This is a genomic window from Paraflavitalea pollutisoli (assembly GCF_029360705.1).
GTDB classification, from domain to species: Bacteria; Bacteroidota; Bacteroidia; order Chitinophagales; family Chitinophagaceae; genus Paraflavitalea; species Paraflavitalea pollutisoli.
In genome coordinates this window covers 1,174,232-1,193,917 of sequence record NZ_JARKMX010000008.1, presented here as the reverse complement: position 1 = coordinate 1,193,917, position 19,686 = coordinate 1,174,232, and the positions used below count along the sequence as shown (strand labels likewise).

The 19,686-nt window shown below is 50.9% G+C and carries 15 protein-coding genes; 5 read left to right on the top strand and 10 right to left on the bottom strand.

The window, feature by feature from the left end; genetic code table 11:
• Positions 1 to 10: 10 nt before the first annotated feature.
• The gene (locus tag P2W70_RS18600) at positions 11 to 1,006 is read right to left on the bottom strand and encodes an AAA family ATPase (RefSeq protein WP_276483013.1); all 996 of its coding nucleotides are present in this window, start codon (positions 1,004 to 1,006) and stop codon (positions 11 to 13) included.
• A gap of 251 nt (positions 1,007 to 1,257) precedes the next feature.
• Here P2W70_RS18600 and P2W70_RS18595 point away from each other — a divergent pair, with 251 nt between their 5' ends.
• Positions 1,258 to 1,884 (top strand): DUF4159 domain-containing protein, encoded by a 627-nt coding sequence (locus P2W70_RS18595; protein ID WP_276483012.1) that lies wholly within the window; start codon positions 1,258 to 1,260, stop codon positions 1,882 to 1,884.
• A gap of 354 nt (positions 1,885 to 2,238) precedes the next feature.
• On the top strand, positions 2,239 to 4,239 hold the full coding sequence (locus P2W70_RS18590) for an ATP-binding protein (RefSeq protein ID WP_276483011.1): 2,001 nt from the start codon (positions 2,239 to 2,241) through the stop codon (positions 4,237 to 4,239).
• A gap of 58 nt (positions 4,240 to 4,297) precedes the next feature.
• On the opposite strand, the gene P2W70_RS18585 is transcribed toward P2W70_RS18590, so the two are convergent.
• A complete protein-coding gene (locus P2W70_RS18585) occupies positions 4,298 to 4,864 on the bottom strand; it encodes a hypothetical protein (RefSeq protein WP_276483010.1) in 567 nt (188 codons plus the stop codon).
• Between the two features lie 170 nt (positions 4,865 to 5,034).
• Here P2W70_RS18585 and P2W70_RS18580 point away from each other — a divergent pair, with 170 nt between their 5' ends.
• The gene (locus P2W70_RS18580; RefSeq protein WP_276483009.1) at positions 5,035 to 5,388 is read left to right on the top strand and encodes a nuclear transport factor 2 family protein; all 354 of its coding nucleotides are present in this window, start codon (positions 5,035 to 5,037) and stop codon (positions 5,386 to 5,388) included.
• Between the two features lie 62 nt (positions 5,389 to 5,450).
• Here the strand turns inward: P2W70_RS18580 and P2W70_RS18575 are convergent, their stop codons facing one another.
• The 4 genes from P2W70_RS18575 to P2W70_RS18560 all read right to left on the bottom strand — a co-directional run bounded on the left by P2W70_RS18575 (position 5,451) and on the right by P2W70_RS18560 (position 8,143).
• Entirely contained in the window at positions 5,451 to 5,762 is a 312-nt protein-coding gene (locus tag P2W70_RS18575; protein WP_276483008.1) for a carboxypeptidase-like regulatory domain-containing protein, read from the bottom strand.
• A gap of 389 nt (positions 5,763 to 6,151) precedes the next feature.
• Complete coding sequence (locus P2W70_RS18570) at positions 6,152 to 7,234, bottom strand: WD40/YVTN/BNR-like repeat-containing protein (protein ID WP_276483007.1); 1,083 nt, start codon at positions 7,232 to 7,234, stop codon at positions 6,152 to 6,154.
• An 18-nt stretch (positions 7,235 to 7,252) separates the two neighbouring features.
• Positions 7,253 to 7,525, bottom strand: a complete 273-nt coding sequence (locus tag P2W70_RS18565; protein ID WP_276483006.1) for a MoaD/ThiS family protein — start codon at positions 7,523 to 7,525, stop codon at positions 7,253 to 7,255.
• Positions 7,526 to 7,534: 9 nt separating this feature from the next.
• Positions 7,535 to 8,143 (bottom strand): DinB family protein, encoded by a 609-nt coding sequence (locus tag P2W70_RS18560; RefSeq protein ID WP_276483005.1) that lies wholly within the window; start codon positions 8,141 to 8,143, stop codon positions 7,535 to 7,537.
• A 284-nt stretch (positions 8,144 to 8,427) separates the two neighbouring features.
• Between P2W70_RS18560 and P2W70_RS18555 the strand changes: the two genes are divergently transcribed.
• Positions 8,428 to 11,349, top strand: a complete 2,922-nt coding sequence (locus P2W70_RS18555; RefSeq protein ID WP_276483004.1) for a glycosyl hydrolase 115 family protein — start codon at positions 8,428 to 8,430, stop codon at positions 11,347 to 11,349.
• Between the two features lie 3 nt (positions 11,350 to 11,352).
• On the opposite strand, the gene P2W70_RS18550 is transcribed toward P2W70_RS18555, so the two are convergent.
• From P2W70_RS18550 to P2W70_RS18535, 4 genes are all read right to left on the bottom strand, one after another.
• Positions 11,353 to 13,497 carry a DUF5916 domain-containing protein gene (locus P2W70_RS18550; RefSeq protein ID WP_276483003.1) on the bottom strand — a complete coding sequence of 715 codons (2,145 nt, stop codon included), beginning with the start codon at positions 13,495 to 13,497 and terminating at the stop codon, positions 11,353 to 11,355.
• Between the two features lie 135 nt (positions 13,498 to 13,632).
• Positions 13,633 to 14,025, bottom strand: a complete 393-nt coding sequence (locus P2W70_RS18545) for a sugar-binding protein (RefSeq protein WP_276483002.1) — start codon at positions 14,023 to 14,025, stop codon at positions 13,633 to 13,635.
• 141 nt (positions 14,026 to 14,166) lie between these two features.
• On the bottom strand, positions 14,167 to 15,483 hold the full coding sequence (locus P2W70_RS18540) for a S41 family peptidase (RefSeq protein ID WP_276483001.1): 1,317 nt from the start codon (positions 15,481 to 15,483) through the stop codon (positions 14,167 to 14,169).
• Between the two features lie 182 nt (positions 15,484 to 15,665).
• Positions 15,666 to 16,790, bottom strand: coding sequence for an RtcB family protein (locus tag P2W70_RS18535; RefSeq protein WP_276483000.1), 1,125 nt, complete (start codon positions 16,788 to 16,790; stop codon positions 15,666 to 15,668).
• Between the two features lie 480 nt (positions 16,791 to 17,270).
• Here P2W70_RS18535 and P2W70_RS18530 point away from each other — a divergent pair, with 480 nt between their 5' ends.
• Positions 17,271 to 19,649 carry a tetratricopeptide repeat-containing sensor histidine kinase gene (locus P2W70_RS18530; protein WP_276482999.1) on the top strand — a complete coding sequence of 793 codons (2,379 nt, stop codon included), beginning with the start codon at positions 17,271 to 17,273 and terminating at the stop codon, positions 19,647 to 19,649.
• Positions 19,650 to 19,686: the final 37 nt, after the last annotated feature.

Genomic DNA, 19,686 nt, shown 5'->3' with positions numbered 1-19,686 from the left:
GGGGTAGCCCCTAGAGGGCTTTGGGTCTTTCGATCACTTTCAACAGGTTGGCAGTGACCATATCCGAAGTAACTCTTTCTGCATCGGCTTTGAAGTTCATCAATATGCGGTGGCGCAGTACGGGGTAGGCCATGGCCTGGATATCGGCTGGTGTAACGGCGTATCGTCCGTGCAACAGGGCTCTCGCTTTGGCGGTAAGGATCAATGCCTGCCCCGCACGTGGACCGGCGCCCCAGCGTACCCATTCTTTTACATAGTCGGCAGTAGTGGTATCTGGCCGGGTCGCACGAACGATCTTGCCAGCCCAGGCTGTCAGGTCATCACTGATGGTAACATCCCGTACCATGTTCTGCAGCTGAATGATCTCTTCGCCGCTGACAATGGCTTCTACTTTATTTTTCTTTGAACCGGTGGTATTACTGAGAATGCGGATCTCTTCCTGTTCGGATGGGTAACCGATCTTCACATACAGCAGGAAGCGATCGAGCTGTGCTTCAGGCAGGGGATAGGTGCCTGCCTGTTCGATCGGGTTTTGCGTAGCCAGGATAAAGAAGGGACGATCGAGGTGGTAGGTTTTACCGGCATAGGTCACTTCAAATTCCTGCATGGCTTCCAGCAGGGCCGATTGTGTTTTGGGAGGTGTACGATTGATCTCGTCGGCCAGTAGTATATTGGCGAAGATGGGACCTTTGGTAAAGATGAACGAACGTTTACCGGTTACCAGGTCCTCTTCGAGAATCTCTGTGCCAACGATGTCGGAGGGCATCAGGTCGGGCGTAAACTGTATGCGGCGGAAACTGAGGTGGAGTGCCTGCGACATGGTGCGAACCATGAGTGTTTTGGCCAGGCCGGGAACGCCTTCCAGCAGACAGTGGCCACCGGCGAGCAAGGCTACCAGTATTTCTTCCAGGACCTCATCCTGTCCTACGATCACTTTCTGAATTTCCTGTTTGAGTAGGGAAACCTTTTTAAGCAGGTCGCCAACTTTTGATTCTGTCAGTACCAACGTCAATAGTAGTTTTGGTTAAGTGTCTTTCAATGGGTCAGCAATGGCGTCTATGAAGGTTTAATTGATAGGTGCTTTTTTACTCCGTAGCGACGGAAGTTCGGGAATTTTGACGTCAAATCATTTCTTTTTCTTTCGCCGAGTTTAAAATATTTCAATTTTAATGTCAATTTTATTCCGGTAATTCGCTTCCTTGCATCCGACACCAGTGGTAACTGGTAGCTGCAGGAACTGCATTAAGGATTCAAACTATGAGGCACGGCAACAAGTTTACATTTACCCGCATCAGCTACCATTCCGGCGACTGGGATACGGACCAGCGCATGCCGGTAAATTTATTGAACTCATTGATCGAGTACACTACCATTCCTGTAAATCCGCAGGAGCGTGTGGTGGCCTTGGATAGTGAGGATATTTTTTCCGCACCTTTCTGCTACCTCAGTGGCCACAAACTGGTACAGTTCAATGCACGGGAGCAAGCCAATTTCAAAAAATACGTGCAGAATGGTGGATTTGTTTTTGTAGACGACTGCAACCACGATATCGATGGGCTGTTTGCCAAATCTTTCGAGAACCAGATGGCTACGACGTTTGGGCAACAGGCGCTCAGGAAGATCCCCAATAACCACGAGCTATACCGCTCCTTTTTCACCTTCGAAAAAGGGCCTCCCCCAACTTCTTTCGAACTCAATGGCTGGGGCGATGACCTGATCCATGACTACCTGAAAGCCGTTGAGATCAACGGACGCATCGGAGTTTTGTACAGCAACAAAGATTATGGTTGCGAATGGGATTATGATTTCCGCAACAAGCGTTTCATGGCTGAAGACAACACGAAGTTTGGCTTGAATATTATCCTGTACGCGATGCAGGCATAGCCTGCCCGACGCTGTAGGGGGCTGCTCCCTGATTGCGTTACAACTCGAAAACGTCGATTTCCCCTATGATTGAGTACCACCCCGGTAGGAGTAGTAGAAAAGTGTTCGGCTTATAGCAGGCTGGTTACCAACCAGTAGCAAAGATTTTCCCGTAAACCCCAAAAACCAGCGTTCAACAAAGGGAAATACGGTAAAATGACGAAGCGGCATTCAAATTTGCACAATGCTTATTTGTTGATCCTTGATGAACAGGTCAATACTACGGTCGGAGAATCTGGACATTTTTTATGCTTGACAATGCTAATTTATTTAGTATAAATGCGTACTTTTAACTAAATATATTAACGGTCAGTTATGGCGAATATCGAGATCACGGGGAAGGGGATTCAGCGGGTACTGAGCAAATTCGATTATAAGCAGGCGATTGCAGAATACATCTGGAATGGCTTCGATGCGCGGGCAACGACGGTTAGGCTGGATTATGAAGCCAATGCCCTCGGTTTTGTAGCGAAGATTGAAGTGTCGGATAATGGGTATGGTATCGACCGCGCTAAATTGTCGGAGAAGTTTTCTCCCTTTTTCGATTCTCAAAAGGCCATCGAGATAGAGTCCCCCAAAAACACTTCTGCCGTGCACGGCAAAAACGGGGTGGGGCGACTGACCTTCTTTAAGTTTGCTGCTGAAGCTACCTGGCGAACTGTGTATGGGGAGAAGAAAAAACACTACGAATATTTTATCAACATCAAGTTTGGATCGATCAACCGCTACGAAAGTCCTGACTCTGGTATACGGGAGGTAAAGAAACCGACCGGCACTACGGTTACCTTTCACAACATCCTGCCCGATATCATCGAGGCGCGGCTCCAGGATGAGCTGATCCCCTTTCTCTGCCTGGAATTCGGCTGGTACCTGGAGCTCAACAAAGACAGCGGGCATGCCTTGCTGATCAACGGTCAGCCGCTGGATTACTCGGCGATCATCGGCGATACTGCCCACTTCATGTTGAATCATGATGATACCGGAAATGCCTTTGAGGTACAGTATGTGCGGTGGAATGAAAAGATCAACAAGGAGTTCTCCAAGTATTATTATATCGGATCGGATCATACGGAGCGGTTCAAGGAATTTACCTCGCTCAACAACAAAGGCGACCATTTCTTTCACAGTGTCTATATCAAGAGCCCCTATTTCGACCAGTTCCGTTTTAAAGGCGGTATCGGTGAAAACCAGTTGACCCTGATCGGCGGCAACCGGATGGATGCGGTATTCCGTTTTCTGCACAAGTGGCTCAACAATTACCTGCAGGATAAACGCAAGCCCTACCTGAAGCAATATACCGATGTTTTGATACAGCAATACGAAGCAGATAAGGTGTTTCCCACCTTTGCGGCAAACAGCTGGGATGGCATGCGTAAGGCAGAGTTGGAGAACCTGGTGCGCGGGCTTTACGAGATACAACCCAAGTTGTTCCTGAACCTCAATATCGAGCAGAAAAAAACCTTTGTTCGCCTGCTCAACCTGTTGCTCGATAGTGAAGAGCGCGACCGGCTGTTCGCCATTCTGGAGGGGGTGGTGGAGTTATCGACCGAAGAGCGGCAGCAGATGTCGGAGTTGATCAAAGTAACGCGCCTGTCGCGAATCAATCACACGATCCGGATGATCGAAGACCGTTATAAGACGATCGATGGCCTGCGGGACCTCCTCGTGCGCAAAGAGCTAAAAGCGAATGAACGGGATCATCTGCAACAGTTGATCGAAGCACATTACTGGATCTTTGGGGAGCAGTATCACCTGGTGACGGCAGCTGAGCCGAAATTTGATGAAGCCCTGCGCCGGCACATACACCTGTTACGTGGTGAGCAACCCGCCAAACCAGTGCAGCACGAAGACAAGTACCGGGAGATGGATATCTTTCTGTGCCGGCAGGATGTACTGACCAATGAGATCAGGAATATCGTGGTGGAGCTGAAGCATCCGGCCTTGAAACTGGGCGAGCAGGAACTGGCGCAGGTCAAGAAGTACATGAACGTGATCATGAATGAAGCGCAGTTCAATGGCGCCAATATGACCTGGACTTTTTACCTGGTAGGTACCGACTTCAACAGCAAAGGAGAGATCGAAGCGGCGCTGGACAACGCCCGGCCGCATGGTGAGCCATCGCTGGCATTCCGGACCGGACAGTACAAGATCTATGTGAAGAAATGGAGCGAGTTGATCAACGAATTTGAGATGAAGCACAAGTTTCTCAATGATAAACTGCAGTTGGAGCGCAAGCTTTTGTACCAGCCTGCTGCTACTGCTACAGAGACCGTGCAAAAGGTAAAGCGAAATACAGCGGCCAGGCAAGCTGACTGACAACGTGGTGGTGGAGTGCTGCCTGTTTTGTCTATTGTTCATTAAAGAAAACTGCCGTCTACAGTACCTGGTATTTCCGGATAAACCAGATCAGGTTGTACAAGAGGAAGAAGATCACCAGGGCTGCATGTACCTTTTCATTGCGCGACCGGATGGCCACCAGGCATAGGAGCACATGCACCATGATCCGCACCAGGTATTCGGTGCCCAACGACTGATAGTATTCGACGCCTTTGAGAAAGGTATCGCCCACGTCGAACAGAAAGGAGATGCCCAGAAAGGAGAAGATCCATTTTTTGCGGGAATAGTAATATCCCTTGTAGCCATCGTACTCCTTCATGTCGTCGGGGAAGAGCAGCGAGCAGATGATATAAAATACGACCACATAACAGATAATGAACAGGTAAGATTGAAAGCTCCATTCTTTAACGCCTTTCAACCTGATTTCCCACCACCAGAAATCGATGAGCGTTAGGAATATATACAATACCCAGGATAGGTGCACCCAATAGAGTTTTACTTTGGTGGGGTGCTCGATTAGTTTGGCAACCCCTTTCAGGAGTGTCGCCACGCTGAGACTGACGATAATGCTCATGAGCATCCGGATGTGGAAGAATTGGTCCATGCGATCGTGTTGGTTATTGAACGGTAGGGCAGGACTAGGATGTTGTTTTCAAGTAACTACAATATACTGAATTGTCGCAATACCCCCTGCGATTTGTCAGGTAGGTACCCGGCCAGGCTGGCACGGGATTGTTAGCTTTGTTGAACACACTTTAACGAAACCGTTTTGCTATGGACAATAAACAAATTTTGAATGGATTCCTGGGCGCATTCGACAGGAATGATACCGAGGCCATTTTAAGCTATGTTACTGATGATATGCATTGGGATATGATCGGGGATATGACGATTGATGGGAAGGATGCGCTGCGTAAATTCTTTACGGACAATGCGGATATGAAATTAGTCAGATCTACCCGCACTCATTTTATCTTGCAGGGCGAGGAGGCGGCTATTACAGGGGAAGTGCTGTGCCGCAATGACAAGACAGGTAAAGAGTACCATATGGACTATTGCGATGTATATCAGATGGAGAACGGGAAGATCAAAAAAATGGTAACTTACAATATCGATAAAAAGAAGTAATAGCCTCCTTATAAGTGAATCCTTGCTGTATGGTCGCAGCAGGGATTTTTTATGCCCTTTGTTTATTGTTTTTTATGCCGCATGGTGATCGTGTAATCATTGGAGCTGGTTAATTTGACATCCTGTTGCTCGTAATCCGAATGCGTGAACGTGAGCACAGAATCTTTCTCCTTCACAGGTATGTAGAATACGCCATCGGCCTGCGTGCCGGAAGTACGGTTGGTTCCTTTTACGGCAACCTGTACACCTTCTACCGGTGTATTGTCATCGGCAGTAACAATGGTGCCTGAAATGGTTCGATCAGCAGTTACAGACCAGGCCGCTGGAATGATCCAGGCCGTGAGCAATAATAGACGGGTGTATTTACGCAACATAGCCACGAGTTTAGTAGTCCACTAAAAATATAGACAAATATAGGCGATTATTTGGTAGAGTGTGTGTGATGCTATTATATTTGTTGTCTTCATCAACGTGGTCAGCTCCTTCTTGCGTACGAAATAGAGCCGTATTTATTATCTATTCAATAGTTGTCATACACTCAATACCTGTGTTTTTGACATAGGGTTCCTTTCTCCCATTGTAATGAGGTATAGTAATTAGAAGCAACTATTGGCAGCATGTTCTGTCCTTTGCCAGGAAATTTGAACTTGTTAGCGGAAGGGGAAGAAGCCCGCAAACATTGATTAAATGAGCGCGTGTTTATATTTGAAAGTAAGACGGCCCCTGGTGTATACAGGGGCCTCTTCATTCTCAGGAAGACCAGTCAATCGGCGAATTGTACAGAATGGATCATGGGCAGGTAATTGTTGACCACCTGCCAGTGTTCGCCTTTGTCTGGGGAAAAGAAGAGATTGCCGGTGGTAGTGCCAAAGGCAACACCATGGCCGGAACTAGTTAGGGCATGGCGGTATACGATGTCGAAGCAGTTGGATTGAGGAAGTCCATGGCGTTGCTCCTGCCAGGATCGCCCCCCATCATCCGTACGGCAAATACATAAGGCTCCATTTATGGCCGTACGTGTTTCATCGCTGTTGGCGGGTGCTACCCAGGCTTGCAATGGATTGTCGTCGGCTACTGCAATGGCAAAACCGAACCAGGCCGGGCCACCGGGTTGTCCTACATCTTCCCATTGCCGGGCTCCATTGACAGAACGAAAGATACCACAATGATTTTGTTGCCAGAGATGATCGGGGTTGCCCGGAGCGGCCACCAGTATGTGCGGATCATGCCCTACATCCGTGCTGGGGTCTGGCAGAAAGTTAGCGCGCAGTCCATGGTTGCGCACGTTCCAGGTTTTGCCGGCATCGGTCGTTTCGAATACACCGGCACAACTGATGCCGATATGAACATGATTTTCGTTGCGTGGGTCCACGACAATGGAATGTATGCCAGGCAGGTCGCGTCCTCCGCCCATCCAAAACTCTTTGCGGGAGGGGTGATCCCACAATGATGTTACCAACTCAAAACTATTTCCTTCGTCTTCGCTCACGAAAAGTCCGCCGGGATCGGTACCTGCCCACAAACGGGAGGGGTATTGTATGCCGCCATGTGCCATCGACCAGATATAGCGTGTGGAAGCGGGCTGACCATCTTTTACTTCGGCTCCTTCCGGATAGGCGGGTGCGGCCACCTCTTGCCAGTTGCGGCCCCGATCTCTGGATCGGTGGAGTTTTACACCCCAATGTCCATGGTCCAATGCCGCCCACCAGGTGCCATTACGAGGATCGGCATACGCGATGGATACGGGTTGGCCCTCGAAAGAAAGGTTGGCCGATTGCCAGGCACCATGCCTGTATTCATAGGCGATGAACCCTTTGCGGGTTCCCAGCAATAGCGTTGTTTTCATATAACGTTGGTTGAAGTGTTATCCGCCCGAAAGGGCTTGCAGGATGTAGATCTCGCTGTTGTCGTTGAAGGGGTCTGTGAGGTGTGTTTTGTCTTTGATGAGCGCACCATCGATGAAGATGTTTACATGTTTGCGCAGCCGGCCTTGTTCGTCGAGTAGATAACGGCGGATACCAGGAAAGTGCCCTTCCATTTCATCGAGAATGGCAGCGAGCGTTTTTCCGCCGGCCTGCATGTTCTGCAGGCCGGGGAAAAAACGTTTGAGAGCCTGGGTAAACTTGACGGTAGGCATGCCGGTACATTATTGCTTAGGAAATCCGGCGTCGGCTTTTACTTCACGTATTTGTTGTGTGTGCCGGTTGGTATGAGCCGCCAGGAACAACAGCATCTGGTAGCTGTCTACGCTGCCGAAAGGCATGGTCATCACGTGGCCGCGCAGGTCGTCGTTGGTGGTCTTGATATAGTCCTCCAGTTTTGTGCGACCTGTCTTGAACGCGTCGAGTGCCTCAGCCAGTGTGGCGTACTTGGTGTTTTCTGGTTTGAGCTGGTCGGAGGTCTTGCGCTTTTCGCTGCGGTCCTCAACCATCTTAACGGCTTGTTCGTCGGTCACTTTGATCTCACTGCGTTTTTCGGGATTGGCAGGCTGCTTGATAGCGGCTTCTGTCATTTGCCACAGCATACCTTCTGTAACTACAATGTGCTTCACACATTCTTCTACGCTCCAGCGATCAGGGGAAGGCTTGTACTTGAGTTGCGCTTCACTCAATCCTTTGATCTCATCCATCAATTCTTTTTGCGTGGAATGCAAGAGGTCGATGGCATCTTTTCTTTCTTTGTCGGTCAGCGGATTGGTAGGCACGATAAAAGCAAGTGTGGCCAGTGCCATGGCCATAAAGATCATCTTTTTCATAGCTGAGTAATTGTTGATGAATATGTTTTGATTCGTTGTGCGGGGTGCGGATCGTAGGCAGACTAAAATTACTGATATTTAGTACAGTGGCGGGGTCCGGCAGGCAGTTTGTCCGAATTGCCCCGCTATTTGTCGTTAACCACCCCTATACAACGGCTTTTGACCTATCATCGACACCCTGCCATTGCTCGTCCATACCCCATAGTACAGGATGAGTATGTTACAGTTATTCACCATTTTAGGGAGCGTTTTTGCACAACACACTACGGATAATGCCTTGCTATATGATTGCCTTCCTGCCCGTTCGCCACTGGCCGTTTTTCCTGATTTTACTCATCTTATTGCCAGTTGGGCTATTCGCCCGGCAGGCCGATCGTTTCCACCTGGTAAGCAAAGCCGGAACCGCTTCCATTGTATACCAGTCGGGCGGTGAAAAGCTGGATTCCATAGCGGCTCATTTATTGGCCGATGATATTCAGCGGGTCACTGGTAAGCGGCCTCCCGTGGTCACCCGGTTGGCGGGGGCTGGTAGGTGTGTGGTAGTCATCGGTCGCGTGGGCGCGCCATTGATCAGTCAGGTGATGGGCGTACATGGCCAGTGGCTGACTTCTTTATCAGGTGGCTGGGAGCGCTATGGCGTACGAGTGGTGAATCGCCCTATGCCTGAAATAGACCAGGCCCTGGTGATTGCAGGCAGCGATGTGCGCGGTATGGCTTATGGGGTATTTGCGCTGTCGGAGCAGATCGGCGTTTCTCCCTGGTATTGGTGGGCCAATGCACCAGTGCGGCGAAAAGCCACGTTGTCGATCCACCAGGCGCCGTATTTGTCACCAACGCCTTCCGTTAAATACCGCGGCATCTTTATCAACGATGAAGATTGGGGTTTGCAACCCTGGGCTGCCAAAACGTTTGAACGCGAAACGGGTGATATAGGCCCCAAAACCTACGCAAAGGTTTTTGAGTTGTTGCTCCGCCTGAAAGCCAACCTCATCTGGCCGGCAATGCACCCCAGTACCAAAGCATTTTATCACTATCCCGGTAATCCTGCGATGGCTGAAGCTTATGCCATCGTAGTAGGTACTTCTCACGCCGAACCTATGATGCGCAACAACGTGAGCGAATGGGAGGAGAGCTCCATGGGCCCCTTTAATTATATCACGAACCGCAACCGGGTATACCAATATTGGGAAGAACGGGTTCGGCAAACCGGCCAGCAATCGGTGATCTATTCAATGGGTATGCGTGGTGTACACGACAGTGGTATGGAAGGCATCAAAGATCCTGCAGCAGCCGTGCCTTTACTGGAACAGATCTTTCAGGACCAACGGGGGTTGCTGGCGAAATACCGACAAATGGATACTGCGCGTATCCCACAGGTATTCACGGCCTACAAAGAGGTATTGGATATTTACGATAAAGGGCTTCGGTTACCGGATGACATAACGCTGGTATGGCCCGATGATAACTATGGCTACATTCAACGGTTGAGTAATGAAACGGAACAAAAGCGCAAAGGCGGTGCCGGTGTGTACTACCATGCTTCTTACTGGGGGCGGCCGCATGATTACCTGTGGCTCGGTACGGCCCATCCCGGGTTGATGCGCGAAGAAATGATGAAAGCCTACGACCATGGTGCCCGGCAACTGTGGGTGTTGAATGTGGGCGATATCAAACCGCTGGAGTACAACACGCAACTGTTCCTCGACATGGCTTACGATGCCAGCGCTTTCAAAGACGGGCTCAGTCTGTACGGTCATTTGAACCGCTGGCTGGCCCAGCAGGTGGATAGAGGAACAGCGTCCGCGCTCTCTTCCATCATGTGGCAGTATTATCAAATGGCCTTCGAACGGCGGCCCGAGTTCATGGGCTGGAGCCAGACGGAGCCGACTACAAAAACAAGGCTGACGGGTTATAATCATTTTAGTTATCGCGACGAAGCCCAAAGACGTATTGATGGGTATTCCCGACTGGAGCAGACTGTGCGCGCTTTGCGCGGGCAGCTGTCAACTGATAGTCGCGCCGCTTTTTACCAACTGGTTTACTATCCCGTCATGGGGGCATCCTGGCTCAACAAGAAATTCCTGTACCGCGATAAAGCGTGGATCTATCACCAGCAAGGGCGTTTGGTGGCCAATGATTATGCGCGCTTGAGTAGGGCTATGCAGGATAGTATTGAACGCGAGACGGCCTTCTACAACGAACAACTCGCCGGCGGTAAGTGGAAGCATATTATGTCGATGCAGCCTCGGAATTTGCCGGTGTTTCTTCCCCCGGTATTGCCTGCAGGCAACCCGGCCGTGCAACGGGATTGGGCGGTGGCCGTGGAAGGGCAGGATACTAATACGGTCCATAACGCTGCTCCTGCCTTACCCGTCTTTACGGCCGGCCTGGAGGAGCAGCGGTTCATAGATGTTTTTCTGGGTGATACGATGGCGGTCGAGTGGACGGCAAAAACTTCAGCAGACTGGATACGGTTGTCGGCAACCCGTGGTCGGTTAACACAAGGCTATCCCAATAACAGCATCCGGCTTTGGGTGAGTATTGATGTTGCAAAGGCGCCAGCAGGTACTGTATCAAGCGGGTACATCGTTTTTCAGGCCAATGACCGGCAGGAACGTGTGTTGGTCAGCGCCAAGAGGCCAGGCATTGCAGGCTGGTCGGCGTACAAGGGGTTTGTGGAGCAAAACAAGCTGGTGTCAATAAAGGCTGCGGGAAGCAGTCTGCTAACGACTGGCATTGGCAGCTCCTGGCGTAGGGTGGCGAATCTCGGCCACTCTGGCGCATCGGTAGAAGCGAACGTCGAACGGCGCGCCTATGTCGCTTTGACCGATAGCCTGCCGGCAACAGGTGCTGCCACCATAGCGTATACGTTTTTCTCGCTCAGCCAGGAACCGCCTGTTGCTCGTATCTATACACTGCCTACCCATACATTGCACAACAGTGTCAGTATGAGATATGGTGTACGGCTGGATGATGGAGCTGTTCAGGTGGTGGATACCAGAACGTTGGGCCGCAGCGAAGAATGGAAGCAGAATGTGTTAAGTAATACGACGGTCCGTCAAATAGCATGGCCTTCTTTATTGCCCGGCAAACACCGGCTGACCATCTACGCCATCGACCCCGGTGTGATACTTGATAGAATACTGATCCGTTTTGGAAACGCGGCACCAGCTTACGGTGTAGTTCCAGAAACCATTAAACGTTGACGTTTATCGCACAAACCGGTACGTGCATTTCACCAGGAAGATATTTCTGGCCTGCTCGTTGCTGAAAGCATTGTTGACCAGGCTTCGGAACAGCGGGCGGTCAAGGTCCTGCGAGGCGTCGGGCGTATTGCCCTGCGACCATACCAGGTAAAGCTCCGAACCCGGTTTGTATTCCCAACGTATCACCAGGTTGGAACGGAATTGCACAAAATTGAAGTCGGGCTTGCGGAAGGTGTAATCGGTGACACCGTCTTTGTTTTCGTCAACCGAAAATAGTCCGTTGTTCTCACTGATCTCTCCCGGCTGATAGGGGTGGAAGCGGTTGTCGTAATGGCTGGCATGCGGGTCGGATACATATCCAAAATGATCATACAGTGGGCGGGTGGTATAAGGTTGTCCATAGTATTGCAGGGTAAGGTCGGGCGTAATATTATAGCTGAGGCGACCCGTGAAGCGCAGGGTATTTTGTGTTACTTCGCCCACAATGGTCCGGGTCATGCCGTTGAAGTCCGCGGTCGATACATATTGATCCTGCCGGCGCCAGTAATGCTGGTAGGCGCCACTGATGCTGAATTGCAACGCATTGATGGGTTGATAGGTAACACCAGCATTGATTTCATGGTTCTTAATGCTGTTTTCAGATCCCCACACATTGTAGAAGGAGAGATTGGCATAGACCTTTTTGCGCATATCGCTGTTCAGGTAAATGTTATGAGCCAATGCACCTGGCTGGCGCATGGACGTCGAACCACGTAAAGCGGTGTTGCTGACGTCATATACTGTCCAGGTAAGGCCCGTACCTGCCTGGTAGTTGTTGTTGAAAGTAGCGTGTGTATTGGTGTTGAAAGCCTGGTTCAGGAACTGGCCGCCAAAATCCCAGCGCGACCAATGGTTGTAGTTGATCCTGGCCTGGCGGAATACCAGGATAGGTTTTTGCCATTGTACACCAGCCCAGGTAAAATGGTTGATCTCATTGGCGGTCAGCATAAAGCCGATATCATTCAGCTCCAGCTCCGGTGACCGGAAAGTAACGCCGGTTTCAAAACGCAAGATCTCCCCATGTTTTCCCCTCTTGCCGCCTATTTTTCCAAAGCGGATTGTACCACCCATGCCTGCCAGTGAAGTGCGGTTACTGTCTACTGATACTTCGGGTGCATCCAGCCGCTGGAAGAGGTGCTCGAAGGCGGTTTGTGTATGCAGGATAGCTTCCTTGCTGCCCTGCACCTGGCTGAATACGATATTGCCCCGCAGGTACCACGCCCTGTTGCGCCAGTATTGTAGAAAATCGATGCCGGCCGAATAGGCACTTTTATGCAGGAAGTCATGAAGCCCTTTCTCGCGGTTCACGGCGGTGAAGATGCCACCGATAATGGTATTGCCCGATTTGATGTCTTTTTGCAGGCGCCCCACAAAGTAATTGGTAAGCGGTTCTACCAGTTCTTTGCGGCGATCACCGCTATGGTCGATGGTAGCCATCTCACGCTGGGTCACGCTCTCCAGGATGCCGATACTCCAGCCTTTCTTCGTTTTGCCGCTGAACTTGGCAGCCCCCAATATGGAAGTGTTTTGAGGCGATTTCATGTACTCGCCATTGCCGAGGTTGGGATAGCCATGGGGTGAACTGCCAACACGCCGCGAATAAAACAACAGGTCGGAGTCGTAATCGCCACCTGCTTCAGAACCGGTCAGTTGGTAATCAAAGATGTTGCGGCTTTCAATGAAGAAGGGGCGGCGCTCTTCGAAGAAGTTCTGGAACCCATCGATGCGCACTTGTGATGGATCGGCTTCTACCTGCCCGAAATCGGGGTTGATGGTAAAGTCGAGGATGAGGTCATTCGTAACGGCCAGTTTGCCATCGAGCCCTGCCGTAATTTTGCCATCGAGGCCTTTGGCGAAGGGATTGCCAGGTTGTTCTTTGTATTTATCGACTTGTGCAATAACATAAGGCGCAATTTCTACCTGGCGGTAAGTGGGGATGTCTTTTAATCCGCGCAGTTCACCAAAACGGCTCACCCATACGCCGGAGTTCTGCGGAATGTATTGCCAGTAGGAACGTTCTTCTTTGCGAAACAGGCGTCGGTTCACCTGCAGGCCCCATACCTTATCGGGTTCATTGCCATAGCGAAGCTGGCTAAGGGGAATCTTCACTTCGGCTGTCCACCCTTGTTGATCGATGCGGGTTTTGGCAAACCAGATGGGGTTCCAGTTGGCATCCCAGTTGTTGCCGTCATTGGAGGCGAATTCTTCGCTGCGTACACCCGAGGCAGATAGGGTGAAAGAAAATCAGGTACGCAGGTCATGGTAGCTGTCGATATTGATCTCGACCCAGTCGCCGGGAAAACGGTCACGGCGGTCCATGCGGCGCACGATAGAGTCGGGCGCCGAATCGTGGCAGCGATACGCTACGTAGAGAAATTTTTCGTCGTAGAGGATCTTGAAGCTGGTGGGCTGGGAGGGAGCGTTGCCTTCATGGGGTTGCCATTGGGTGAATTCGCCGCCCCACGGCACAGCATTCCAGGCTGCTTCATCGGGCACCCCGTCCAGGGTGATAGTACCTGTAAGACGTTGGGTATAATATTGTTTGCGAACGATGGCGGTATCGCCCTTGACGTTCTGGGCGGTAGCGAAGAAAGTACTGGCTATACTTACGAGTGCAAGCAGGGTTGTTTTGATCATGGCTCAATGTTACTAGGCGTTCCGCAGGCAAGATAGGTTTTTTGACCAAACGCCGCTTTATCATGATGTACAGGCGGCGTTTGGTCGGTCCTAACGGAGGCATTAACAAAGTGCTAACGGTACCCTGCTGTAGAGACTGGCTTAGGGGCCAGTCCGTTTGATCGTGTCGACCCAGCCATCATTCCAGTATAACTTAACGGTATCAGCTAGTCCCTGATCGTTTACGAAGAAGGCTACCTGCATGGAAGCGTTCACCTGAAACAGGTTCCGTTCAATAGATACTAGCCTGTTGGTTTGGTTGGACTGGTGTTTATTCACACAGACCAACTGACCATCGCGAACCAGGAAGACAAATTCTTCAAATTCGCCAGCCAGCGTCTTCAGTTCGTTGGCGGTGGGTGTCCACGCTGGTTGCTGCGCAGTCAGGTAGTTGATCTGCCATTGGATCTTTCGTTGTTCGTTTTCATGGGTGGTAGTCGTGAGTTGTCGCTGCAGGATGAGCTTTTGTGCTTGGGGCAAACTGTTGTTTTCTGAAGCGTATACATCCGGTAGCACCCCTGTGCCCTCCCAATCAGTATGGGTGACGGCGTTTTCGTGACGGGTGAAGGGAATAAAACCAACAAACCCATTGCCGAGACTGAAGCTGCGGGTAAGATGTGCACCACCCCGGGTCGTGTCACCTACTACGGTCGCTTTGCGTAATGTTTGTAACGTGTAGGCCAGTCCTTCCGCAGCTGAAAATGTGCGATGGCTGGTTAACAGGTAGATAGGCATATTCATATACAAGCCCTGCGTTACAGCGGGGTTGTTTTGTAGCCATTGATCCGTCCATTGATTGGTCAGCCGGTTGTAACTGCGACCGCCAAAGATTTTCTTATCGAAGAAGAAACCCGCGAACTCACCGGCCAGGATTCCATTGCCACCATAATTATTACGCAGGTCAATAATGATGGCGTCCGTATGCTCCAGAAATTGCAGCGCGGCCCGGATGGTTTTACGGGCGGCTGCGCTGGTATCAGCGAAATTGGTGAATTCGAGGTAGCCTATATTGGAAGGTAAGATCTCCAACTTCCTGAAGAAATAGTTCTGGCGTTGTTCCCTTTGTTGGTCCGCAGGGTCTGAACGTTTCGTGGTGTTGAAAGCGATAATCCTTTTTTGGAGGTCGGGGTCGAAGCGAATCACCAGGTGCTTGTCGTTGTAGATGGTCCGCAGGTCTTTATTCAGTTGGTTAGCCAGTTCGGCAGCACTGGAAGCGCTGTCGTATCGGTTGTTGCGCAGTTGTTGTGCGATGTGCCGACTCATCCCGTCGGCTTTATCAGGGTAGACGTAGTAGTGGTTGAGTGCGTGGGAGAGACTGTCGACCAGGGCCTGTTTTGTTCGGGTATCTGGTAGCGGTTGTGTTTGCGCGATGCAGGGGTACGGGAGTATGGCCAGCAGGGCGGCATAAAATTGCTTCATGGCGGTGTTTTCGGCAAAATTGCAGTGTCGCCCAGGCTAACCGAAATGATCTCTACCAACTGGCGCATCATGTCGACGTACAAGGCTGAATCCAATTCTCGATTGCCTGAAATGGTTTTGCAGGCCACATTGGTAGGGCAGGCATAAAAACAGGGGAACCGTTGAAGGTTCCCCTGGTACGATTAGATCTCACTGTATTTCACGGTGACAATTGGCCGCGTATGCGTTACTTCCTGCAGATAAGGCATATGATCCAGTATGTCGCCGGCCTCTTTATAGGCAAAGTCGAACTCCTGGATATAGCCGTTCGGAAAATTACCCGATCTATCCAGCAATTCACTGAACTGCTGACGGTAGGCTTTGCGTTGTTTCTCTTTCAACACTGTTTTCCAGTATTTCATGGTGTCGAAGCGCGAAAGTTTACGCCCGGCGCCATGGGCGCAAGAGTACAACGCATCGGCTGCTGCTCCCGTCGCTTTTACAAGAAGACTGCCGCGGGACATCGATAAGGGGATCACGGCCGTTTGCCCCGGTACTAACTCGGTACTGCCTTTGCGGTGTATCACGGAACCTGTCTGCCAGCGCAGGTGATTGTGCATGGAGTCCTCCAACCGATACGGTGTACCGTGCAGCACTCCCTGTGCATCGATCTGTCGATAGTCTCTTTGCGGGTAATCCCTCGGGATCGCAGGTTTGTGTGCCGCCAGGTAATTTGCCTGCTGCAGGAACACCAGTGTTTTCAGGCAAAATTGCTTCCGCCTTTCGTAGCCGTATTGCAACGTATCGTTGTAGTACCTGATAAAGGATTCGGACAGAAAATCACGGTGAACGAAATCCACGGATCGGCCATATTGCCTGGAAAAATCACGCGTCAGTTGAATACATTGCTGGTAAAGCGCAATGCCCCTGTCGCGGGTTCCGGTATGGCACAGGAGGTAGATATGGTCGTCGTCTTCCTCGATAGACAGGAAATGATTACCGCCGCCCAGTCCGTCGTCGGTCATTCTGGTATGCGCCAGCAGAAAAGCCCGGTAATGCTCCTGTTTGTTAAAGGGTTTGAGCCAATACTGTTTGCTGACCTTCAGGTACATCACGCCGCAGCCGATATCCTTCCCGGTGATCAGTGGGTAGCAATGATCGGTGGTTTGAAAAGCCACGCCTACCGGCAAGGCTTTTTCTGCGCAGAAATGGATATCTGTGAAAGCACATATTTTGTTGACATCCGGTTGCTGCGCATACTGTTGTAGTTGTTCCAATGCGTTTTGCTCAATGCTTTGTGCATCGCAATAGAATGCAATAGTTTGCATGTTCTCTAATTTGGGAAAATTTGAAAGATTAGTTCGTGGGGCCTTGGTAGGAACATCCGCCCCGTACAGAGATGTCAGCAGCCGAAATGATTCGGGAGGGCAAAGATAATAAAAGCGCTGGATTTGTCAAGTCCGGCAGCTGGTCGTCCTGCCGGGCCGGTAATTGCCACGCCTGTGTTAGCCAGCTTGCCGTGTATTTGTACAATGTTTCTTTGCCAAAAGGGTCGCGGAAACGCTGTGAGGGGCTACTGGCAGTTGATATGTACAACAGTCGCAGGTTGTTGATTTTCAGCGTTTATACGCAGCTGTTTCAGCGATTTGTTCCTTAGCTTTGCTGAGCGCCACCACAAACCTAACTGCACATGAAATTACTTCCGCCAACCTGGATTCTGTTGAGTGGGTGTACGGTTCGATCACCACAGCCAATAAAAGTCCAACTCCTGTTCATGGCCGGCAGGGAGGCTACAAAAGGCCGTAGCCATGCGTAATGCTTTATTTTTGCGGCGCAAAGGCAGCGGCGAAACGATCGGCGTAACACTGCCTGCATCAGCTATGTTGAAACACTTTTCAGTTACCCTACTTCTATTCTGTATTTTATCCAATGGTATTGCCCAGGATAAAGCGACTGCCACCATCCCCGAATTATTACAACAACTACGAGCTGCCAGTGGCCAGCAAGCCAGGGCGTCCCTGCTGCTCACGATTGCCGACGCCTATATTCTGAAACCAGGCGAAGAAAAGAAAGACCTGGATTCCGCCGGACGGCTCATCAGCCAGGCAATAGAACTCAATAAATCCATTGGTAGTAACGAACTGACGGGCATCAGCCTCATCGTACAGTCGAAACTATACCGTGAACAGGGCGCGAGAGAAAAAGGCAGGGCCTCGGCACAGCAAGCGATCGTGTGGGCCGATCAATACCACCTGATGGTGCAGATGGCCTATGCGCACGCAGAAATGGCCACCTATTATACCTGGGAGAAGGTGGAAGAACTGGATCCCAAAATAAAACACCTGCAAGTGGCGGCGGACTACTTTGGGAAATCCGACCGCGTGGAGATGAAGGCCCGTACCCTGGAGCACCTGGGGGATTGCCTGCTGGTAAAAGGCGACGACGAAAGCGCCCTGACCGTATTACACCAGTCTGTAGACTTGTATAAGCTGGCGGGTGTGGCGGAAATGCATGGGGTGTATGACCTGCTCGGTGGCTTATATGCAAGTCTGGGTGAGTACAAAGAAGGTCTCCGCTATGGTTTGCTGGCCGTCAAGACGATGGAGCAGGTCACCGATACATCCACCCACTGGCTGGCTATTTACAACTCCGTTGGTCTTATCTACAATCGCCTCAATGATTTTTCGGAGGCTGTAGCTTATTTTAAGAAGTCGGCCCGCATAGCGGAAAAGTTCAAAGACAGTGCTGCCCTGCGTTTGGTGTGGGGTAATATGGCCGTCGGTTATCAATCGCTGCATCAGCTGCCGCAGGCATTGCAAATGATCCAGCAGGTCAAAAGGTCTTTTCATCCGCAGGACGGCGATCCCATTTCCGTTGGGTTCTTTCACGCGGCTTTTGGTATATACCTCGATCTGAAACAGATGGACAGTGCCCGCGCCTACCTGCGTCGTATCGAGCATATTCACCAACTATTGCCCGCCGATCATCCGCGCAACAGTTTCTATTACTATGTAGCGATACGCTATAACCTGGCGATAAAAGATTTTACCAAAGCAGGCTCCCTGGCCGACAGTCTGCGGAATTTTGCCGAAAGGGTACACCTCAAACGCGAATTGGAGCGCTCCCATTTTTATAAATTCCAGGCAGATTCAGCCCTGGGCAATCTGTCTTCCGCCATCCGTCATTACCAGCAGTACATTACTGTCAAAGAGGCTACCCTGGGGGAGGCCACCCAACGCCAGATCAACCGGCTGAAGGTCGAGTTCCAGACCGAGAAAAAGGATTCAGATATTCAGGTATTGCAACATGAAAAGCAGGAAAAGGAAGTGCAGCTGCAACAAGCCGGTCTGCGTTTCAAACTCATCGTAGCCGGTATTGTGGTGTTACTCCTGTTACTGGTGCTGCTGTATAGCCGCTATAGCATCAAGAAAAAAAGCAACCGCCTGCTGCTGGAGCAAAAGCAAACCATCGATAGTAAAAATGAATCGCTCGAGTTGATGAATGCGGCACAACAAAAGTTGCTGGAGGAAAAAGAATGGCTCATCAAAGAGATCCATCACCGGGTCAAGAACAACCTGCAGATCGTGATGAGCCTGTTGAATACACAATCGTCCTTCCTCGAAAGCGCCAAAGCCAAAGATGCCATTCTGCAAAGCCAGCACCGCATGTACGCCCTGTCGCTGATCCATCAGCGACTGTACCAGACAGATAACCTGGCCGTCATAGCCATGCGTAGTTATATCGGTGAGTTGGTGGGGTACCTGCGGGAAGGGTTACAAAAGCCCGGCAAGATCCATTTTGTCCTTGAAGTGGATGATATGACCCTCGATACCGCGCAGGCAGTACCGATCGGATTGATCCTGAACGAAACGATCACCAACGCCCTCAAATATGCCTTTCCCGGAACACGTGCCGGCCTCATCACCGTACGGCTGAACAAAGCAGGTGAGGACTTGCTGCGGCTGGAGGTGACCGACAATGGGGTAGGCCTGGCAACCGGCATAGACCTGTTGGACAGTAATTCGATGGGGATGAACCTCATCCAGATCCTGACGCGGCAGCTGGAGGGCGAACTTCGTTTCTCCCGGCACGGCGGGCTCTCGGTAGAGGTGGTATTTCCCCTCACGGTGCCACCCGAAGGCCCGTCGGCGCAACCGGCTAGCGAACAACCGACTGCCGTTCACTGACGACTCGGGGGGGATGTGTCTGTTTCTGGCATCACGG

Bases quoted from the DNA above. Each gene is read 5' to 3' on its own strand.
- P2W70_RS18540 (WP_276483001.1), bottom strand. From the start codon at position 15,483: ATGAAGCAATTTTATGCCGCCCTGCTGGCCATACTCCCGTACCCCTGC.
- P2W70_RS18585 (WP_276483010.1), bottom strand. From the start codon at position 4,864: ATGGACCAATTCTTCCACATCCGGATGCTCATGAGCATTATCGTCAGT.
- P2W70_RS18535 (WP_276483000.1), bottom strand. From the start codon at position 16,790: ATGCAAACTATTGCATTCTATTGCGATGCACAAAGCATTGAGCAAAAC.
- P2W70_RS18530 (WP_276482999.1), top strand. From the start codon at position 17,271: ATGCGTAATGCTTTATTTTTGCGGCGCAAAGGCAGCGGCGAAACGATC.
- P2W70_RS18580 (WP_276483009.1), top strand. From the start codon at position 5,035: ATGGACAATAAACAAATTTTGAATGGATTCCTGGGCGCATTCGACAGG.
- P2W70_RS18595 (WP_276483012.1), top strand. From the start codon at position 1,258: ATGAGGCACGGCAACAAGTTTACATTTACCCGCATCAGCTACCATTCC.
- P2W70_RS18560 (WP_276483005.1), bottom strand. From the start codon at position 8,143: ATGAAAAAGATGATCTTTATGGCCATGGCACTGGCCACACTTGCTTTT.
- P2W70_RS18570 (WP_276483007.1), bottom strand. From the start codon at position 7,234: ATGAAAACAACGCTATTGCTGGGAACCCGCAAAGGGTTCATCGCCTAT.
- P2W70_RS18565 (WP_276483006.1), bottom strand. From the start codon at position 7,525: ATGCCTACCGTCAAGTTTACCCAGGCTCTCAAACGTTTTTTCCCCGGC.
- P2W70_RS18555 (WP_276483004.1), top strand. From the start codon at position 8,428: ATGATTGCCTTCCTGCCCGTTCGCCACTGGCCGTTTTTCCTGATTTTA.
- P2W70_RS18575 (WP_276483008.1), bottom strand. From the start codon at position 5,762: ATGTTGCGTAAATACACCCGTCTATTATTGCTCACGGCCTGGATCATT.
- P2W70_RS18590 (WP_276483011.1), top strand. From the start codon at position 2,239: ATGGCGAATATCGAGATCACGGGGAAGGGGATTCAGCGGGTACTGAGC.
- P2W70_RS18545 (WP_276483002.1), bottom strand. From the start codon at position 14,025: ATGATCAAAACAACCCTGCTTGCACTCGTAAGTATAGCCAGTACTTTC.